Annotated in this window: 18 protein-coding genes; 10 read left to right on the top strand and 8 right to left on the bottom strand. The window is 39.5% G+C overall.

Annotation, left to right across the window (positions count from 1 at the left end; translation table 11 throughout):
• Entirely contained in the window at positions 1–693 is a 693-nt protein-coding gene (locus OCV73_RS13305) for a HesA/MoeB/ThiF family protein (protein ID WP_147552943.1), read from the top strand.
• Between the two features lie 205 nt (positions 694–898).
• Here the strand turns inward: OCV73_RS13305 and rimM are convergent, their stop codons facing one another.
• Genes rimM through tsaB form a run of 4 tightly spaced genes read right to left on the bottom strand, consistent with a single transcriptional unit; the run spans position 899 to position 4,092 of the window.
• Positions 899–1,417, bottom strand: a complete 519-nt coding sequence (rimM, locus tag OCV73_RS13300) for a ribosome maturation factor RimM (RefSeq protein WP_147552941.1) — start codon at positions 1,415–1,417, stop codon at positions 899–901.
• 16 nt (positions 1,418–1,433) lie between these two features.
• On the bottom strand, positions 1,434–2,738 hold the full coding sequence (gene murA / locus OCV73_RS13295) for a UDP-N-acetylglucosamine 1-carboxyvinyltransferase (RefSeq protein ID WP_147552939.1): 1,305 nt from the start codon (positions 2,736–2,738) through the stop codon (positions 1,434–1,436).
• Between the two features lie 46 nt (positions 2,739–2,784).
• Positions 2,785–3,378 carry a DUF4290 domain-containing protein gene (locus OCV73_RS13290; RefSeq protein ID WP_147553060.1) on the bottom strand — a complete coding sequence of 198 codons (594 nt, stop codon included), beginning with the start codon at positions 3,376–3,378 and terminating at the stop codon, positions 2,785–2,787.
• 21 nt (positions 3,379–3,399) lie between these two features.
• Positions 3,400–4,092 carry a tRNA (adenosine(37)-N6)-threonylcarbamoyltransferase complex dimerization subunit type 1 TsaB gene (gene tsaB / locus OCV73_RS13285; RefSeq protein WP_147552937.1) on the bottom strand — a complete coding sequence of 231 codons (693 nt, stop codon included), beginning with the start codon at positions 4,090–4,092 and terminating at the stop codon, positions 3,400–3,402.
• A 124-nt stretch (positions 4,093–4,216) separates the two neighbouring features.
• Here tsaB and OCV73_RS13280 point away from each other — a divergent pair, with 124 nt between their 5' ends.
• From OCV73_RS13280 to OCV73_RS13250, 7 genes are read left to right on the top strand one after another with little or no spacing between them, the layout of a single operon-like run.
• Positions 4,217–5,089 (top strand): YicC/YloC family endoribonuclease, encoded by an 873-nt coding sequence (locus OCV73_RS13280; protein WP_147552935.1) that lies wholly within the window; start codon positions 4,217–4,219, stop codon positions 5,087–5,089.
• Between the two features lie 7 nt (positions 5,090–5,096).
• Positions 5,097–5,672, top strand: a complete 576-nt coding sequence (gmk, locus tag OCV73_RS13275; protein WP_147552934.1) for a guanylate kinase — start codon at positions 5,097–5,099, stop codon at positions 5,670–5,672.
• A 3-nt stretch (positions 5,673–5,675) separates the two neighbouring features.
• Positions 5,676–6,257 carry a nicotinate (nicotinamide) nucleotide adenylyltransferase gene (gene nadD / locus OCV73_RS13270; protein ID WP_147552932.1) on the top strand — a complete coding sequence of 194 codons (582 nt, stop codon included), beginning with the start codon at positions 5,676–5,678 and terminating at the stop codon, positions 6,255–6,257.
• A 7-nt stretch (positions 6,258–6,264) separates the two neighbouring features.
• Positions 6,265–6,909 carry a DUF5063 domain-containing protein gene (locus OCV73_RS13265; RefSeq protein WP_147552930.1) on the top strand — a complete coding sequence of 215 codons (645 nt, stop codon included), beginning with the start codon at positions 6,265–6,267 and terminating at the stop codon, positions 6,907–6,909.
• A gap of 12 nt (positions 6,910–6,921) precedes the next feature.
• Positions 6,922–7,542 (top strand): 3'-5' exonuclease, encoded by a 621-nt coding sequence (locus OCV73_RS13260; RefSeq protein ID WP_147552928.1) that lies wholly within the window; start codon positions 6,922–6,924, stop codon positions 7,540–7,542.
• 34 nt (positions 7,543–7,576) lie between these two features.
• Positions 7,577–7,819 (top strand): hypothetical protein, encoded by a 243-nt coding sequence (locus tag OCV73_RS13255; protein WP_147552926.1) that lies wholly within the window; start codon positions 7,577–7,579, stop codon positions 7,817–7,819.
• A gap of 19 nt (positions 7,820–7,838) precedes the next feature.
• Positions 7,839–8,363, top strand: a complete 525-nt coding sequence (locus tag OCV73_RS13250) for a hypothetical protein (RefSeq protein ID WP_147552924.1) — start codon at positions 7,839–7,841, stop codon at positions 8,361–8,363.
• On the opposite strand, the gene OCV73_RS13245 is transcribed toward OCV73_RS13250, so the two are convergent.
• From OCV73_RS13245 to rlmD, 4 genes are all read right to left on the bottom strand, one after another.
• Positions 8,360–9,838, bottom strand: a complete 1,479-nt coding sequence (locus OCV73_RS13245; RefSeq protein WP_147552922.1) for an MBOAT family O-acyltransferase — start codon at positions 9,836–9,838, stop codon at positions 8,360–8,362. The genes OCV73_RS13250 and OCV73_RS13245 overlap by 4 nt on opposite strands.
• Before the next feature lie 5 nt (positions 9,839–9,843).
• The gene (locus OCV73_RS13240; RefSeq protein WP_147552920.1) at positions 9,844–10,641 is read right to left on the bottom strand and encodes an SGNH/GDSL hydrolase family protein; all 798 of its coding nucleotides are present in this window, start codon (positions 10,639–10,641) and stop codon (positions 9,844–9,846) included.
• 146 nt (positions 10,642–10,787) lie between these two features.
• A complete protein-coding gene (locus OCV73_RS13235) occupies positions 10,788–12,140 on the bottom strand; it encodes an MFS transporter (RefSeq protein WP_147552918.1) in 1,353 nt (450 codons plus the stop codon).
• A gap of 229 nt (positions 12,141–12,369) precedes the next feature.
• Positions 12,370–13,782 (bottom strand): 23S rRNA (uracil(1939)-C(5))-methyltransferase RlmD, encoded by a 1,413-nt coding sequence (gene rlmD, locus OCV73_RS13230; protein WP_147552916.1) that lies wholly within the window; start codon positions 13,780–13,782, stop codon positions 12,370–12,372.
• 242 nt (positions 13,783–14,024) lie between these two features.
• Here rlmD and ppdK point away from each other — a divergent pair, with 242 nt between their 5' ends.
• Positions 14,025–16,745, top strand: a complete 2,721-nt coding sequence (ppdK, locus tag OCV73_RS13225; RefSeq protein WP_147552915.1) for a pyruvate, phosphate dikinase — start codon at positions 14,025–14,027, stop codon at positions 16,743–16,745.
• 227 nt (positions 16,746–16,972) lie between these two features.
• On the top strand, positions 16,973–17,155 hold the full coding sequence (locus OCV73_RS13220) for a hypothetical protein (protein ID WP_147552913.1): 183 nt from the start codon (positions 16,973–16,975) through the stop codon (positions 17,153–17,155).
• Positions 17,156–17,416: the final 261 nt, after the last annotated feature.

Below are 17,416 nucleotides of genomic sequence, written 5' to 3'. Positions count from 1 at the left end.
ATGGAACGTTATAGTAGGCAAACCATGTTACCGGAAATAGGCGTTGAGGGACAGAAAAAACTCCTCAATGCTTCCGTTCTCATCGTAGGAGTTGGCGGACTAGGCTCTGCTATTTCCCTTTATCTTACAGCAGCAGGAATAGGAAGAATCGGCCTTATCGATGCCGATGTAGTTTCCGAAACCAATCTGCAACGCCAGGTATTATATACCGAAAACGAAATAGGTTTATCCAAAGTAGAACAAGCTTGCAAACGTTTAAAAGCTCTTTCAGGACAAACACATTTCGATTGTTATCCCGAATTCCTGACAAATAACAATGCAGAAGATATATTATCCCGGTATGATGTCATTGTGGACGGTTGTGATAATTTTTTCACGCGCTACCTCATAAATGATACCTGTATAAAGCTAAGCAAACCGTATGTATACGGTACTATTGGCGAATTTTTCGGCCAGGTTTCCGTTTTCAATTATGAAGGTGGAAAAAATTACCGGGACTTATTCCCGGACGAAAAAGAATTGGTATCCCGTCCCCGGAAAACGGCTGGAGTAATGGGGGTAGTGCCTGGTTTTATAGGATGCCTGGAAGCTTCGGAGACTATCAAAATCATTACAGGATGCGGAAATGTGCTCCGGAACAAATTGTTTTCCATAAATATGCTAACGATGAACACCGACCTGTTGGAGTTCTAAAAAAATAACTGACAATAAATAATATACATTCTTCCAAAAACCGGACATAGCAGCACTTCGTTACAGATATGATTTTTGAAGGCCAGGATGAAAGAAAATATCGCAAAAGAAGTATTCCGGTAAAATAAACTCCACAAAAACAAATCAGGAAAAAAATCTTTTCCTGATTTGTTTTCAATATCCACATTTTATATAAATACTTGCACTACAAATCGAGTAAACCTTCCGGAATTCTCATATTTAATATCTTTTTCTCTTCGTCTATTCCTGTTACAAATTCATCTATGGCAGGTATCAGCAACTCTTTTCCTTCACGCTCCAGAACAAAAAGCACGTTTGCCGTATCGTCATTAACCCATATGATCTTTCCCAACATTCCATACATTTCATCCACAACCGTAAAACCGATAAAATAATCACCAGGAGCTTCATCTGTATCACTATCTATATAATAAGATTTAGGAAAATAAACATCGGTATTCGTAAAAGGACGTGCGTCTTCTTCCGTATCTATATCCTCCAATTTCATTAAAGCTGAATTTTCTCCCCGAAAACGGTATTCTTCTATAAAAAAAGGTACAAATATGCCGTCAATCTCACATATCACATAAGGGCAACCAGAACGGTCGAACACATCATCGGTAAAAGAAAATGAAAGCTCACCCTGTATACCATGAGGTTTATTGAATTTTCCTATCTTTATAATATCTTCTCTCTTAATCATAAAATAAAATCCAGGTTTACAAACGTGTAATTCGTGCTCCTATCGCATTTAAGCGTTTATCTATATCCTGATATCCCCGGTCGATCTGATCTATATTATGAATACGGCTGGTCCCGTCGGCCGACATAGCAGCAATAAGCATGGCAATACCCGCACGAATATCGGGCGATACCATATTGGCAGCCCGTAACGTATGAGCCTTCCCCTGCCCTATAACGGCTGCCCGGTGCGGATCACATAAGATAATCTGAGCTCCCATATCTATAAGTTTATCTACAAAGAACAAACGGCTCTCAAACATTTTCTGATGTATAAGTACACTCCCCTTCGCCTGTGTAGCAACTACCAGAAATACACTTAACAAATCAGGGGTCAAACCAGGCCATGGGGCATCGGAAAAAGTCATAATCGAGCCGTCAATAAACGTTTCGATCTCATAAGTATCGTGACAGGGAATATGAATATCATCGTTCACTTGTTCCACAGTAATTCCTAAACGCCGGAAACTATCGGGAATAATTCCCAAGTCATCATAAGAAACATTCTTGAGCATAATGTCGGAACCTGTCATAGCTGCCATCCCGATAAAACTCCCGACCTCGATCATATCCGGCAATACCGTATGTTTGCAGCCGTTCAGCGTATTCACTCCTTCTATAGTCAGCAGATTGGAACCGATTCCTGAAATTTTGGCTCCCATCTTGTTCAGCATTTTACAAAGTTGTTGTAAATAAGGTTCGCAGGCCGCATTATATATTGTAGTCACTCCTTCGGCCAATACAGCAGCCATTACAATATTCGCTGTCCCAGTCACCGATGCCTCATCCAGCAGCATGTATGCTCCCGTTAATTTATCGGCTTTTATCTCATACAATTCCTGCTTAGGACAATAAGAAAAATCCGCTCCTAACTTTTGGATCCCCAGAAAATGAGTGTCTAGCCTGCGACGTCCGATCTTATCTCCTCCCGGTTTCGGCAATATGGCATAGCCATACCGGGCAACCAAAGGTCCTATTATCATGACCGAACCTCTCAATGACATGCTTTTCCTTAGGAATTCCTCACTTTTAAGATAATCGATATTTACCTGTGAGGCTTTAAAACTATAGGAATTCATACCCAGTTTTTTCACGATAACTCCCATATCTCGCAAAAGCTGAATCAAATTGTTCACATCAAGAATATCGGGAACATTATGTACTTTTACCTCTTCATCGGTAAGCAGTGTAGCGCAGAGAATTTGCAGTGCCTCGTTTTTCGCACCTTGCGGAGTCAGTTCACCATGGAGACGGTGTCCACCTTCAATGATAAATGATGCCATAGCGTTTGTATTTGGTTAATGTGATGGAAAGGTACGAAAAAAGCGGTTACTTAACCGCTTTTTTCGTATTATTTTTTTTCTTGACCTGCATAACCTCTTTCACTTCGCGCAGCTTATAAGTTTCAGGATTCAGATTGATTTTCCCACGCGTATATTCTCGCAGGTCCTTTAATATTTTCTCATCCTCCACTCCTTCCTTGTTCCAGGCGAGATACAACTTTTTCATATGATTAGCCAGCAAAGATATGAGATAATCCCTCTCAGGACCTTCCGGCATATCCTCTGCGACTTTTATCATCGATTCGATTGTTTTCCCATAGTGGCGGTAATGTATGGGAGTCAAAGCATATTCTACCTTATCGGGTAAAGTATGCAGATTCTCTTTTCGGATTATTTCATAAGGATAATCAATATCCAGTTTGAAATCCGCCATAATGGCCAAATGATCCCAAAGTTTATGTTTAAAATCATCCACATCGCGCAAATGCGGAAACAAATTTCCCATTATATTTATAATCGTATTGGCACAGCGTGTGCGTTCTTTACGGTCTTCAATAGTAAGGCAATGGTCAACCATCTGTTGCACATTGCGGCCATATTCCGGAAGAACCAGTTTCTTTTGCTGTGAATTATACTCTATCATTTTATTATTCGTTTGAAATTAAAAAACTTTATTTTTAGGTTTTGTTGCTACAAAATCTTTTAAATAGAAAGGCTCGAAATAAGCAACATCCGCAAAATCTCCTTCCTTATATGCTTTATCGGCCAAAGCCTGCATATCCATCGCCAGAGGATGCACATGTGCCAGAAAACGCGCATTTGGGTGCTGTATCAAACTTTTACATTTTTCTGCACCGTTACCAAAAAACAAGACCTGATGGCTCTCCAACAGATCATCAAAAGTATTTTCTTCCACCACCTGGGCGGTTATAGGTCGTATTTCATTAAAAGCAGTATCATAAACAGCCGTATATACTTCCATACGCCGCGCATCTATCATAGGACAATATAACACGTCTTCATCATAAAAGTTTCTGAATAAGACTCCACAAGCCATTATTTTTAAAGTATCTAAAGCTATCAGCGGAATATCCAGTCCGAAGCAAAGTCCTTTCGCCTCAGAGACTCCTATGCGCAATCCGGTATACGAACCTGGTCCCGCGCTAACAGCAACCGCATCTAATTTCATTCCTTTTTCACGGACAAAATCTACAGCTTTCTGTACAAAAAACCCCAAGACAGAAGCATGAGAAGGTCCTTCGTAATTTTCAAAATGACACTTCATTTCTGTATCACCGCTAAGTGCGACAGAACACACTGAGGTGGAAGTTTCTATATGTAATATATTGGGCATACCGATAAAAATATAAGGAAATACAATATTACAGGCTAATTGTGAGACAAAAGTAGCTGTTTTTTTTCAATAATCTTACCGAAAACAAAGGAATTAAGATTAAATTTGCAAAAACATTCGTACAATGATACAATCAATGACCGGCTTTGGTAAAGCGGTAGCCGAATTGCCAAACAAAAAAATCACCATAGAGATAAAGTCGTTAAACAGTAAACAGCTGGATTTATCTACACGTATTCCTTCTTTATATCGTGAAAAGGAGATGGAAATACGTTCCGAAATAGCCAAAAGACTGGAAAGGGGAAAAGTCGATTTTTCCATCTACATAGAAAATATAGGCAAGGATATGAGTACCCAGCTCAATATACCAGTGATAGAATCTTATTATGAACAAATCAACGATGCTTGCCTGAAATTGAATACGGCTCCTCCTGCGGATTGGTTCTCAATACTTTTAAAACTTCCCGACTCCATGAAAACTGTCAGTCAGGAATTAGACGAAACCGAAACAAAAGCGTTAATGGAAGCGGTTAATAAAGCCATATCCCAGCTCGAAGAATTCAGAACACAGGAAGGATGTATGCTGCAAAAAATATTCGAACAAAAAATAGGCAACATCTCAAAACTTTTAAAAGATATCGAACTTTACGAAAAAGACAGAGTTGAAAAAATTAAAAACCGTATCGCCGAAGCCTTGACAAAAATCGAAAATTTCGATTATGATAAAAACCGGTTTGAACAGGAAATGATCTTCTATATTGAAAAACTCGATATAAACGAAGAAAAACACCGTTTGGACAACCATTTGAGATATTTCATCGAAACTCTCGAAAAAGGACAAGGACAAGGCAAAAAATTAGGTTTTATCAGTCAGGAAATGGGAAGGGAGATCAATACAATGGGGTCGAAATCGAACCATGCAGAAATGCAGAAAATTGTAGTACGTATGAAAGACGAACTGGAACAAATAAAAGAACAGGTTCTTAACGTTATGTGATATATTTATGGGAAAGAGGGGCAAACTTATTATTTTTTCAGCACCGTCCGGTTCAGGAAAATCCACTATCGTCAATCATCTCCTGTCCAAAGAGTTGAATCTGGAATTTTCCATTTCCGCCACATCACGTCCGCCACGCGGCAAAGAAAAAAATGGCGTGGAATACTATTTTATTACACCCGACGAATTCAGGGAAAAAATAAATAAAGATGAATTTTTAGAGTATGAAGAAGTATACGAAGGCAGATATTACGGAACTTTGAAAAGTGAAGTAGAACGTATCTTAAACAAAGGACATAACGTCATCTTTGACGTAGATGTAGTAGGAGGAATAAATATAAAGAAATATTACGGAGATAAAGCAAAATCTATCTTTATACAACCGCCCAGTATAGAATGTTTAAGAGACAGGCTCATACAAAGAGGGACCGACTCTTCGGAAGTAATAGATTGTCGGGTGGCAAAAGCCGAATATGAATTGTCCTTTGCACCCCAATTTGATGAGATTATCATCAATGACAATCTCATGGAGGCAAAAGAAAAAGTATATAACAGCGTTGTCCGTTTTATTGAAGAAAACTAAAAAATGAAAACAGGCATATTTTCAGGTTCATTTAATCCTATCCATACAGGACACTTGATACTGGCCAGTTATCTGTACCAGTATGAAGGATATGAGGAAATATGGCTTACTGTCTCTCCGCACAATCCCTTACGGGAACGATTTTCCCGGGAAAAAGATATTCACCGGATAAATATGGTAAAATTAGCAATTGAAGGAATTCCGGGCTTACAGTGCTGTGATATCGAATTTTCATTACCGCAACCGTCTTATTCTATACATACACTGGATACGCTCAAAGCTCTTTATCCCGATCGGGAGTTTACACTGATAATAGGAGCAGATAACTGGCTTATCTTTGACAAATGGAAAGAGTATAAGAGAATTATTAATGAAAACAAGATTTGTATTTATCCCCGGAGAGGTTGTAACATCGATGAAACGGCCCTTCCTTCGAATGTTTACCTGTCAAAAGCACCAATAATAGAAATATCTTCTACTTTCATCCGGGACGGGATATCAAAAGGTCTAAATATGAACTTTTTCCTGACTCAACCGGTATATGATTATATAAGATCACACCAGTTATATACCGAACTAAAATAAAATGATTATGGACCAGAAAGTATTTTCAAAAAATAATATAGAATTCGTTACCGTAGGAGTTGAATACTGCTCTTTTATAGAACGGGTTACAGAATTAAACAAAAGAGAATTTACTGATACGATCATAAAAATACTGCCTTTACTATATTTAAAGGCGACCCTACTCGACGCTGAAGAACCGGAAATAGATATACATCCCGAACAATTCGTAACCGAAGAAGTGTATGAATATGTACGAAATAACATAGAAGGCCTGCTTGGAAACGATGATACTTATCTCGAAGTTTTTCAGGCAGACATGCAATATAGTGAAACACCAATAGTCGCCAGTATATCGGAAGGACTTGCCGATATCTACCAAGATATAAAGGACTGCATTTCAGTATATCGGTTAGGAAATGAAATGACCATGCAGGAAGCTATATTCCGTTGCAGGGAAAATTTTGCAACCTACTGGGGACAGCAATTAACCAATGTATTACGTGCTCTTCACGCAATAAAATATATGCTCCCGGAAGAAGAAGAGCATTTTTGCGAATGTGACCATGAGCATAAACATGGAGAACAATGCGAATGCGGCCATTCTCATCAACCAGAGATTTTTACACAGAGGCAAGAGAAATGGGAAGATGAACTCAATGGAGATGAATAAGAAATAAGTGAAATGAATAATAAGACTGTTATAACAATAAAAAAGGAAGAAATAACACCACTACCTAAAGAATTATTTGAGGGAAAAATCGTCATCGTCCAAAATGATACCGATGCCCAGAATGCGATCAGAATCCTGGAACAAAATAAAATTGTAGGATTCGATACCGAAACGAAGCCATCTTTCAAGAAAGGTAAATCCAATCAGGTGTCATTGATACAATTAGCAACAGATGATATTTGCTTTTTGTTCAGGATCAATATAATGGGATTCACAGATACGATCAAAAATTTCCTGAATAATTCATCGGTAATAAAAGTAGGCTTATCCATCCATGACGATTTCAGTATGTTACATAAAGTCGGGAATTTTGAACCCGATCAATTCGTCGATTTGCAGAAATATGTAAAACGATTCAACATACAGGATATAAGTCTGCAAAAAGTTTATGCGATCCTTTTCGGAAAAAAGATATCCAAATCCCAGCGTCTTTCTAATTGGGAAGCAGAAACACTTTCCGAAAGACAATTAAAATATGCGGCTACAGATGCCTGGGCCTGTATACGCATATATAAAGCTCTTTCATCAGGGAATTACCGTTTTACTGTGGAACCGCGTATCATAGAAAATTAAAGAAACAATAAATAACGAACTAAAACATAAAGGAATGAAAAAGTCAACGATTCTGACCGTTATCCTGCTTATCTACCTGGCAGTAATGGCATATCTGGGCCTTCCTATGTTCTATGAGGGCAAATACCTGGAATATTTCGGAATTATCATTATAACTCTTATCATTATTTTCGCTTTAAGATGGGTTCTCCGCAAAAAGGAAGCCATGCGCGTAGACCGGCGTAAACGCCAGGATGCCTCGGACCGGAGAAATTTCAGAGATGACCAGATTCTATAACCTCAAATAATAAATCATTATGAAAAAGTTTTTTACCCTGGCTATATGCTTTTTTTGCGGCATCCTTCTCTCTCAGGCACAAATTAGTCGAGGAACCACATACATCAACCCTCAAATCAGCGGATTCAACATTAGCGGTACAGATAACAATAAATCTAAGAAAGATAAATTCAATTTTGCACTGGATATTAAAGGCGGTAATTTTATATCGGATAATTTGGCCGTAATCGTAGGTTTGGGAATGGATCTCGAATCTCAGGAAAAATACAGGAACAGTAAAATAGATGTCTCCGCCGGTTTCCGTTATTACACTCTTACCACTCTTTTTATCGGGGCAGAGACGGGATATGAACACGGTTGGCAAAGGGAATTTGATTCGTCAAAAACACATCACAACAATTATTGGTATATCAGTGCCGAATTAGGATATGCATTTTTTCTCAAAAAAAATATATCCCTGGACCCTGCTCTCTACTGGAAATATAGCTTTACCGACCGCTTTAATCAATATGGTCTCAAAATAGGTCTGTCTCTCTATTTCTAAAACTGGAAATAGATAAAAGGCTGTACATCTTCACTCCTAAATTGTATGACAAGTTGTACGACTATTATAAACATGCACAATTTAAACAACCAGGAGGAATGGGAAAAACGGGCCGAAAGGGTTTCATACACATGAGAAGGAATAAAATGTACCGCAAAAACAAGCGTCATCATAATACACCATACACTGCGAACCTGAATAAATGGTATAATATGCACCGGGTTGAAATCGGTAAAGACATGAGTTATCAATTTCCATGAATCTTCGAAAGACGCTGCTCTGAAAAAGACCCAAAGAAACGATACGTACGAAAAGGTAAGAAACCACGAAATGAAAGTAATAAACTTGGTATCGGGCAACTTATCCAACCAGGGTTTTGCTGCCTTATGAATCATTAATCCAACCCCATGCATTCCTCCCCAGAATACAAATTTCCAGGCAGCACCGTGCCAGAGACCACCGATAAGCATTGTCAGGAAATTATTCAGGTATGTACGGAAAGTTCCTTTTCGATTCCCGCCCAAGGGTATATACACATAATCCCGTAACCAGGATGAAAGAGAAATATGCCAGCGTCTCCAGAAATCAGTAAGGTTGCGGGACTGATATGGATAATTAAAATTCTTCCCCAGATCGAACCCCATCATAATCGTAATGCCTATAGCCATATCGGAATATCCTGAAAAATCACAATATATCTGCATCGTATATCCCCATATTCCCATTAAATTTTCAAAACCCGAATAAGCCGTAGGAGAATTGAATATAAGATCGTTATATTGGGCAATATAATCGGCAACAACGGCTTTCTTTATAATACCTAAAAGTACCAGCCACAATCCCGTGTATATAGCAGAAGACGATACTCTATGTTCCCGTCCGATCTGGGGAAGAAAATAATCGGCCCGCACAATGGGACCAGCTACCAGTTGCGGGAAAAAAGAAAGATAGAACAAATATTCCAGCCAAGTGCGCGTAGGAGCCACACGGCCTTTATATACATCAATTATATAACTGACCGACTGAAACGTATAAAAAGAAATACCTACCGGAAGAACGATATCCAAAGGCTGGAAATTTTGCTGGACAATAGCGTTCCAGTTTATCAAAAAAAAATTGGCATATTTAAAATATCCCAGAATTCCGAGACTCAAACACAAGGACAGAAAAACCCATATCTTTTTCACTCTCTTTTTTTCTGTCCGTGTAATACGTTTGGAAATAAGCCAATCGGCGAAAGACGTTGCCGCCAGCATCAAAAAAAATAACCCGCTCGATTTATAGTAAAAAAACAAACTGAATACGATGACAAAAACAATCATCTGCCACTTCCGCTTATACAAAAGAGAATATAATAACAAAAATACGATGAAGAACAACCAGAATGTCCCACTGGTGAATATCATAGGTTCATCAGGACGAAACTGAAACAAGGTACTCAGGTTATATAATATATCGTGGAATATCTCTCGCATAGATTCTAAAGAGGAGGAGCCAGTACATCGGTAGATGCTTTGAAAAACTGGGTCTTAACAGGTTTATTCATTAAAATAGGATACCGGGCATGTCTCATAGTCCAAGAAGCCACACTATCGAGCCATAATGCAGCCGACCGGCGCGTAGGATGAGCCCCGTCTGCCGCTCTGTCAAATGTCATATCTTGTGAAAGAAAAAAAGCACCGGGTTTTGTCATATTACCGACCATCTCATTGATTCCCGTATCGGGCTTCCAGTTAGGAGGGCCTATCCACACATAAGGAAGTTCACCTATCTGAGCAAGAATATGAGAGACATACTTCTTTCTTCTCTCTTTTATATTCCTGACAAACAACTCATTTGCACCTAAACATATATATACATAAGTAGGCTTATACTTACGAATATAGAAAGAAAGCGTATCGCACTCACCCCATGTTTTTGTTGAAGAACTATACCACAAGACATTATGCAAGGAGTGACCGTTCTCACGTGCATAAGCACCCATTCTGGGAGCTAAGCCTTCCAGCATGGAATCTCCTATAAATAATATACGTTGTGAAGCTGTATCTATCGCATGTTTCGGAAATTTATTCTCATTCTCGATTATATCCTTAATCGTATCTCTACGAGGAAATTGTGTAATAGCCTCTTTTTTTTTCAATAAAAAATCGCTTATTGCAGATTTTCGTATCGTAACACCTCCCCAAATAACCTCTTCCTCCTTCAAAGAAAGCAAAGTGAATGAACAGAGAGACACGGCTAAAAGCAATATAAGGCCTATATACGGATTTTTTCTCATGAATTAAATTTAAGACTGCCGGCAAAGTTAAAAAAAATTATTATATTTCTTTCATACCAAAGTCGGTGAACATTCGCTTTTATATAAAACTTAATGAGGACATATATGTTTTTATACGTCCTCATTTTACACTATTATAAATTCTGTCATTTGCTGATATTGGGTTTTTCCAGATTATATCCGTACCTACGGTTCGCTACTTTAAGCAAATAGGCTACGATTAACGAAAGAACCGCAAAGCCAGTAAAAACAACCATAGGTAAGGTATAATCATATATATTGGCATTACCACTGGTACCTACCACACAATATTTATCCAAGATCAAGCCGATAAGATTAGGAACACCCCACAAACCTATATTCTGAATAAAAAAGATAAGAGCATAAGCCGTACCTAACTGGCGCGCAGGAAATATCTTGGCGACACTAGGCCACATAGCCGAAGGAACCAGAGAAAATGCAATACCCAAAACGATCATCAGAGTGATAGCGATTAACCAATTATTTAAGAAAGGTATAGCATATATTAAATGAACCAAAATGAGCATGAAAGACCCCAGCATCATAATAGAAGCTGCTTTCCCTCTACGGTCTACAACACTACCGAATAAAGGGGTAAGCACCAATGCACCTAATGCAGGCAAACCCACTATGGTTCCGGCAATATCATCACTTATACCGTATTTATTAACCATAAGTTCCGACGCGAATTTCTGAAATGGAAATACACAAGAATAAAACAATACGCACAACAGTGCTATCAGCCAGAAACCAGGATTAATCAAAATATCTTTTACATCCCTAAAAGAAAATTTGCTTTCCTCTTCCTCCTCGATAAATTTATCTTGTTTATCCAGTTTCTTGTCCATTACCGAATAAGCAAAGAAAGCAAACATTCCTATGACAAGCAATATAAATCCTACTATCACAGGCATAGAAAGAGAGGTATTCTTGGCTATGGGTATTGCGACTGAGTAGGCAGCCTGAGAACCGATACGGGCCAAAGCTACCTGGATTCCCATTGCAGTCCCCATTTCTTTTCCCCTGAACCATTTAGCAATGATTTTCGTCACAGTTATACCTGCCACCTCTGCTCCGACGCCAAAGATAGAATAACCGGCCGAAGCAAAAAACACGCCGGCTTTATGGCCCATTATCATAGTGGTATCGGCAGCCTTTACGGTAATACCATAATATTCCAAAGCGACACCTACGACCATAAGTATGGTCGCCAGTTTTCCGGTAAGCCTTATTCCGAAACGGTCGAGCATCAAGCCGCCCCAGATAAGCATTAATAAAAATACATTCAGAAAACTATAGGCTCCGGTAAAATATCCAAAATCACTACTGTTCCATGACAGATTCGATTCCAGCATCGTTTTTAAAGGAGCCATAATATCATTAACGAAATAGGCGGCCATCATAGTAAATGCCACGATCCCTAAAGCAGACCAACGCATAACCGCCGAATCTCTCAAATTTACTTCTTGTTTTGTCATATCTGTTTTTTTAATATATTAATTCTACATATTTCCGCAAATAGGCTTATTATACAAAAAGCCATCTAATACTTATCATTAAGATAAAAATTGCCACAAAAATAAACATTTATATAATACTTTGTAAAGCATAAAGCTTTAAAAATGAAAACCAGCCCTTATATTTGCATAAAATAATAAAGACGTCTGATTCATTTTATGAACAGACGTCTTCCATTACTATACATTTTCAATCCTTTCTTTCCAATAACACGACATTCTCCACATGCTGGGTATGAGGGAACATATCTACAGGCTGTACCCGGACAACTCTATACTTTTCATCCAATAAGGATAAATCTCGTGCCTGGGTCGCCGGATTACAACTAACATATACGATACGTTCGGGACAAGCAAATAAAATAGACTTAACAACATCATCATGCATTCCGGCCCTGGGAGGATCGGTTATAATTACATCGGGACGTCCGTGCTCTTCTATAAAATCCAGCGTGAGAATATCCTTCATATCCCCTGCATAAAAAAGAGTATTACTTATGTGATTCAGATCGGAATTCACTTTAGCATCTTCAATAGCTTCAGGCACATATTCAATGCCTATTACCCGGCGACAACAGGATGCTACGAAATTAGCGATAGTACCTGTTCCGGTATATAAGTCGTATACCAGCTCATTTCCCGTGAGACGAGCAAAATCACGAACTATCTTATACAATTCATATGCCTGTTCCGAGTTGGTCTGATAAAAAGATTTAGGTCCGACTTTGAACCGTAAACCTTCCATCTCTTCTATAATATGATCCCGTCCTTTGAAAACAAATACCTCCTGATCGGTTATCGTATCATTTGCTTTCCGGTTCACTATATATAACAACGAAGTGATCTCTGGAAATTTACCCGCAATATGCTGCATCAATGCTTTTATCTTTTCAGTATCATTCTCATAAAACACGACAATAAGCATTATCTCGCCCGTGGATGCAGTACGTATGATAATATTACGCATAAGCCCCGATTGCTCCCGAAGATCAAAAAACGGGTAATTATGTTCCAATGCAAATTCCCGGATAGAAAGCCGAATACGATTAGAAATATCGTCTTGTAACCAGCATTTTTTTATATCCAGTACTTTATCAAACATATTCGGTATATGAAATCCCAAGGCATTGCGGTTGTCAAATGTTTCTCCCGACTGCATTTCTTCAAAAGTAAGCCAGGATTTATTCGAGAAAGTAAATTCCAGCTTATTCCGGTAAAATTGTTGTTTTGCAGAACCCTTTATCGGTGATATTTCCGGTAGTTCCACTTTTCCTATACGGCTAAGGTTGTCTATCACCTGTTGTTGCTTGAACTGTAACTGGTTTTCATAAGGCAAATGTTGCCACTTGCAACCGCCACATATACCAAAATGACGGCAAAACGGTTCGGTACGTTGTGGCGAATATGAGTGGAACTTTACCACCCGTCCCTCGGCATACTTATGTTTTTTACGATACAATTGTATATCTACAATATCACCGGGAGCAACGAAGGGAACAAATACTACCAGATCGTTTACACGGGCAATAGCTTTTCCTTCTGCAGCCACACCGACAATTTCAACCTGCTCCAAGACAGGAAGCTCTTTCTTCTTTCTTGCCAAAATAGTAATTTTAAAACAAAAACAAAATCGTTCAAAGTTACGAATATTTTCTGATAGTATTTATAAGAAACAAACAAAAAGTAACAAAAGGAAAATTTTAGTGAAAATAAATTTTGACATTTACATATAACTTATATTTTTGCACGAAGTTTGGGTGATTACCTTAACAATAATACTATGCGAATTACAATAATAGATTAATGTATCACCCTTTCGAACAAATAAAATATCACTAATTAATTATTTATATGAAAAGAGTTTATACATTTGGCAATGGCCAGGCTGAAGGCCGTGCTGACATGAAGAACCTTCTAGGAGGTAAAGGAGCCAATCTGGCTGAAATGAACTTGATTGGAGTTCCCGTTCCTCCAGGGTTTACTATCACAACGGAAGTTTGTACCGAATATAATAAAGAAGGAAAAGACGCCGTAGTAAAATTACTGGAAGAAGATGTAAAAAAAGCTATTCAACATATCGAGAACCTTATGGGTACCAAATTCGGTGATGCAAGTAATCCGCTGTTGGTATCGGTTCGTTCCGGCGCACGTGTTTCTATGCCCGGTATGATGGATACGGTACTTAACCTGGGACTTACCGATGCCGCTGTAGAAGGTATAGCTAAAAAATCAGGTAACCCGCGTTTCGCATGGGACTCTTACCGCCGTTTCGTACAAATGTACGGTGATGTGGTTTTAGGAATGAAACCTCACAGCAAAGAAGATATCGATCCGTTCGAGGAAGTAATGGAGAAAGTAAAAGAAGAAAAAGGTGTAAAACTCGATACGGAGCTTGAAGTAGAAGACTTAAAGAAACTGGTTTCTCTATTCAAGGCTGCAGTAAAAGAACGTACAGGAAAAGATTTCCCCGAATCCCCCTGGGAACAACTCTGGGGTGCCGTTTGTGCTGTATTTGACAGCTGGATGAACGAGCGTGCCATACTTTACCGCCGCATGAACCAGATACCCGAAGAATGGGGAACTGCTGTGAACGTACAGGCAATGGTATTCGGAAATATGGGCGAAACATCAGCTACCGGAGTAGCATTTACCAGAGACGCCGCTACGGGAGAAGATATCTTCAACGGAGAATATCTTATTAACGCACAAGGCGAAGACGTTGTAGCCGGTATTCGTACTCCCCAGCAAATCACAATCGAAGGTTCACGCCGGTGGGCTGCATTACAAGGTATCAGTGAAGAACAACGTGCTTCTAAATATCCTTCACTGGAAGAGGCCATGCCGGTATGTGCAAAAGACCTTATCGAAACCCAGCAAAAACTGGAAGATTATTTTAAAGATATGCAAGACCTTGAATTTACTATCCAGGATGGTAAATTATGGTTACTGCAAACCCGTAATGGAAAACGCACCGGTGCCGCTATGGTAAAAATCGCCATGGATATGCTGCGCGAAGGTATTATTGACGAGAAAACAGCCTTAAAAAGAATGGAGCCTCAGAAACTGGACGAACTGCTTCACCCGGTATTTGATAAAACTGCATTAAAAAGAGCTAAAGTCGTTGCCAAAGGTTTACCTGCTTCTCCGGGAGCCGCCACAGGACAAATTGTTTTCTTTGCCGATGACGCAGAAGAATGGGCAGAAAAACGCAAGAAAGTAATCATGGTGCGTATCGAAACTTCTCCCGAAGACCTGAGAGGTATGAGCGTTGCACAAGGTATCCTTACAGCTCGCGGAGGTATGACCTCTCACGCTGCCGTTGTTGCCCGTGGGATGGGTAAATGTTGTGTTTCCGGTGCCGGAGAAATTAAAGTAAATTATAAAGACCGCACCGTTGAAATGGGCGGAACTTTATATAAAGAAGGAGACTGGATTTCATTGAACGGTTCTACGGGCGACGTATATGATGGACAAGTGCCGACGGTAGATGCCGACATGAGCGGAGATTTTGCGGCCATTATGAACCTGTCTGAAAAATTCACCAAAGTAGACGTACGTACCAATGCCGATACTCCCCGTGATGCTACTGTTGCCCGCAAATTCGGTGCTAAAGGTATCGGACTTTGCCGTACAGAACATATGTTCTTCGAAGGTGACCGTATCAAAGCTATGCGTGAAATGATCCTTTCAAAAGATGAAGACGGACGTCGTCAGGCTCTTGCCAAATTGTTACCGATGCAACGCGGAGACTTCGAAGGCATTTTTGAAGCCATGGACGGTTTCGGTGTCACAATTCGTTTGCTCGATCCTCCTTTGCATGAATTCGTACCTCATCAGTTAGCTACTCAAAAAGAACTGGCTGAAGAGATGGGAATGACAATCGAAGAAGTAAAACTGGCATGCGACGCTCTGGAAGAATTTAACCCCATGCTGGGTCACCGTGGTTGCCGCTTAGGTTGTACTTATCCTGAAATAACCGAAATGCAGGCACGTGCTATCATTGAAGCAGCTTTGAATATGAAAGCAAAAGGCATCAATGTTTATCCCGAAATCATGGTTCCATTGGTAGGTGTCGTAGAAGAATTGAAGATGCAGGCTGAGATTATCAATAAAACAGCCGCTGAAGTATTCGCAGAAAGAGGAGACAGTATTGCCTACAAAATAGGTACTATGATAGAAGTACCCCGGGCCGCTGTAACGGCCGACCAAATTGCAGAAGTTGCGGATTTCTTCTCATTCGGAACAAACGACCTTACACAAATGACATTCGGATATTCTCGTGACGATGCCGGAAAATTCTTAAAAATATACAAAGAAAAAGGTATCCTCAAAACCGATCCGTTCGAAGTTCTCGATCAGCAAGGTGTAGGCCAGCTGGTACGCATGGGCGTTGAAAAAGGGCGTTCTACCAAACCGGAACTTAAAGTGGGTATCTGCGGAGAGCATGGAGGCGAACCTTCTTCGGTTAAATTCTGTGCGTCTCTTGGAATGAACTATGTTTCATGCAGTCCTTATCGTGTGCCCATTGCACGTGTAGCGGCGGCACAAGCTGCAGTTGAGGAATAAGCATAAACAACTTATAATAATTACTTAGGCGATAAGTCCTCTATTACAGAGGATTATCGCCTAAACTATTTTAAGAAGGCACGTCTATTCTGCACAAAAATCGGGCATAACAAACACAAATGTTGTACAAATGTTAGGCAGTAAAAAAATAGATGTTATACACGTAAAACAACAGAGCTACAGAAAAGGAAAAAAATATTATATAAACAATAAAAATTTAGTTCTGTATGGCAGCACTTAAAGGATGTATGCGAAAACCGCGTAAGGACGGATTCTACCAAATATATATCCGGGTAACGCATAACACGAAGCCTGGTTATATCAAGACAAAAAAGGTTGTGACGGGGAAAATGTGCGACAAAAACGGCGACATCACCGATCCCTATGTGAATAAGTATTGTACCAGATGAACTCTCCACTACACGCAGATAATTAACCAATTGGAGTGCGCCAAGTGGACTGTCAAGCCAATTATCGAGTATACTACCACTGAGAAAAATGATGGTTGCTTCAGCGACTACGCACGGTTGCACATCGACCGCATGATTGATTAACGGGTTATATATTTCTCGTACACGCTTATCCGGTCTTTCGGATCCAGTGCTTTCATATCTTCTTCCCACGGCTTACTAATGTAATATCCGGGCACATTTATTCATCAGATAAAAAAC

The organism is Barnesiella propionica (assembly GCF_025567045.1).
Taxonomy (GTDB): Bacteria; Bacteroidota; Bacteroidia; order Bacteroidales; family Barnesiellaceae; genus Barnesiella_B; species Barnesiella_B propionica.
Note: the sequence above shows the minus strand (reverse complement) of the source record. Positions and strands in the feature narration are given on the sequence as shown.

Coding starts and splice junctions, on each gene's coding strand:
- OCV73_RS13260 (WP_147552928.1), top strand. CDS start 6,922: ATGAATAATAAGACTGTTATAACAATAAAAAAGGAAGAAATAACACCA.
- rimM (WP_147552941.1), bottom strand. CDS start 1,417: ATGATTAAGAGAGAAGATATTATAAAGATAGGAAAATTCAATAAACCT.
- murA (WP_147552939.1), bottom strand. CDS start 2,738: ATGGCATCATTTATCATTGAAGGTGGACACCGTCTCCATGGTGAACTG.
- OCV73_RS13265 (WP_147552930.1), top strand. CDS start 6,265: ATGGACCAGAAAGTATTTTCAAAAAATAATATAGAATTCGTTACCGTA.
- OCV73_RS13240 (WP_147552920.1), bottom strand. CDS start 10,641: ATGAGAAAAAATCCGTATATAGGCCTTATATTGCTTTTAGCCGTGTCT.
- OCV73_RS13220 (WP_147552913.1), top strand. CDS start 16,973: ATGGCAGCACTTAAAGGATGTATGCGAAAACCGCGTAAGGACGGATTC.
- OCV73_RS13250 (WP_147552924.1), top strand. CDS start 7,839: ATGAAAAAGTTTTTTACCCTGGCTATATGCTTTTTTTGCGGCATCCTT.
- OCV73_RS13305 (WP_147552943.1), top strand. CDS start 1: ATGGAACGTTATAGTAGGCAAACCATGTTACCGGAAATAGGCGTTGAG.
- nadD (WP_147552932.1), top strand. CDS start 5,676: ATGAAAACAGGCATATTTTCAGGTTCATTTAATCCTATCCATACAGGA.
- OCV73_RS13245 (WP_147552922.1), bottom strand. CDS start 9,838: ATGCGAGAGATATTCCACGATATATTATATAACCTGAGTACCTTGTTT.
- OCV73_RS13255 (WP_147552926.1), top strand. CDS start 7,577: ATGAAAAAGTCAACGATTCTGACCGTTATCCTGCTTATCTACCTGGCA.
- OCV73_RS13280 (WP_147552935.1), top strand. CDS start 4,217: ATGATACAATCAATGACCGGCTTTGGTAAAGCGGTAGCCGAATTGCCA.
- tsaB (WP_147552937.1), bottom strand. CDS start 4,092: ATGCCCAATATATTACATATAGAAACTTCCACCTCAGTGTGTTCTGTC.
- gmk (WP_147552934.1), top strand. CDS start 5,097: ATGGGAAAGAGGGGCAAACTTATTATTTTTTCAGCACCGTCCGGTTCA.
- OCV73_RS13235 (WP_147552918.1), bottom strand. CDS start 12,140: ATGACAAAACAAGAAGTAAATTTGAGAGATTCGGCGGTTATGCGTTGG.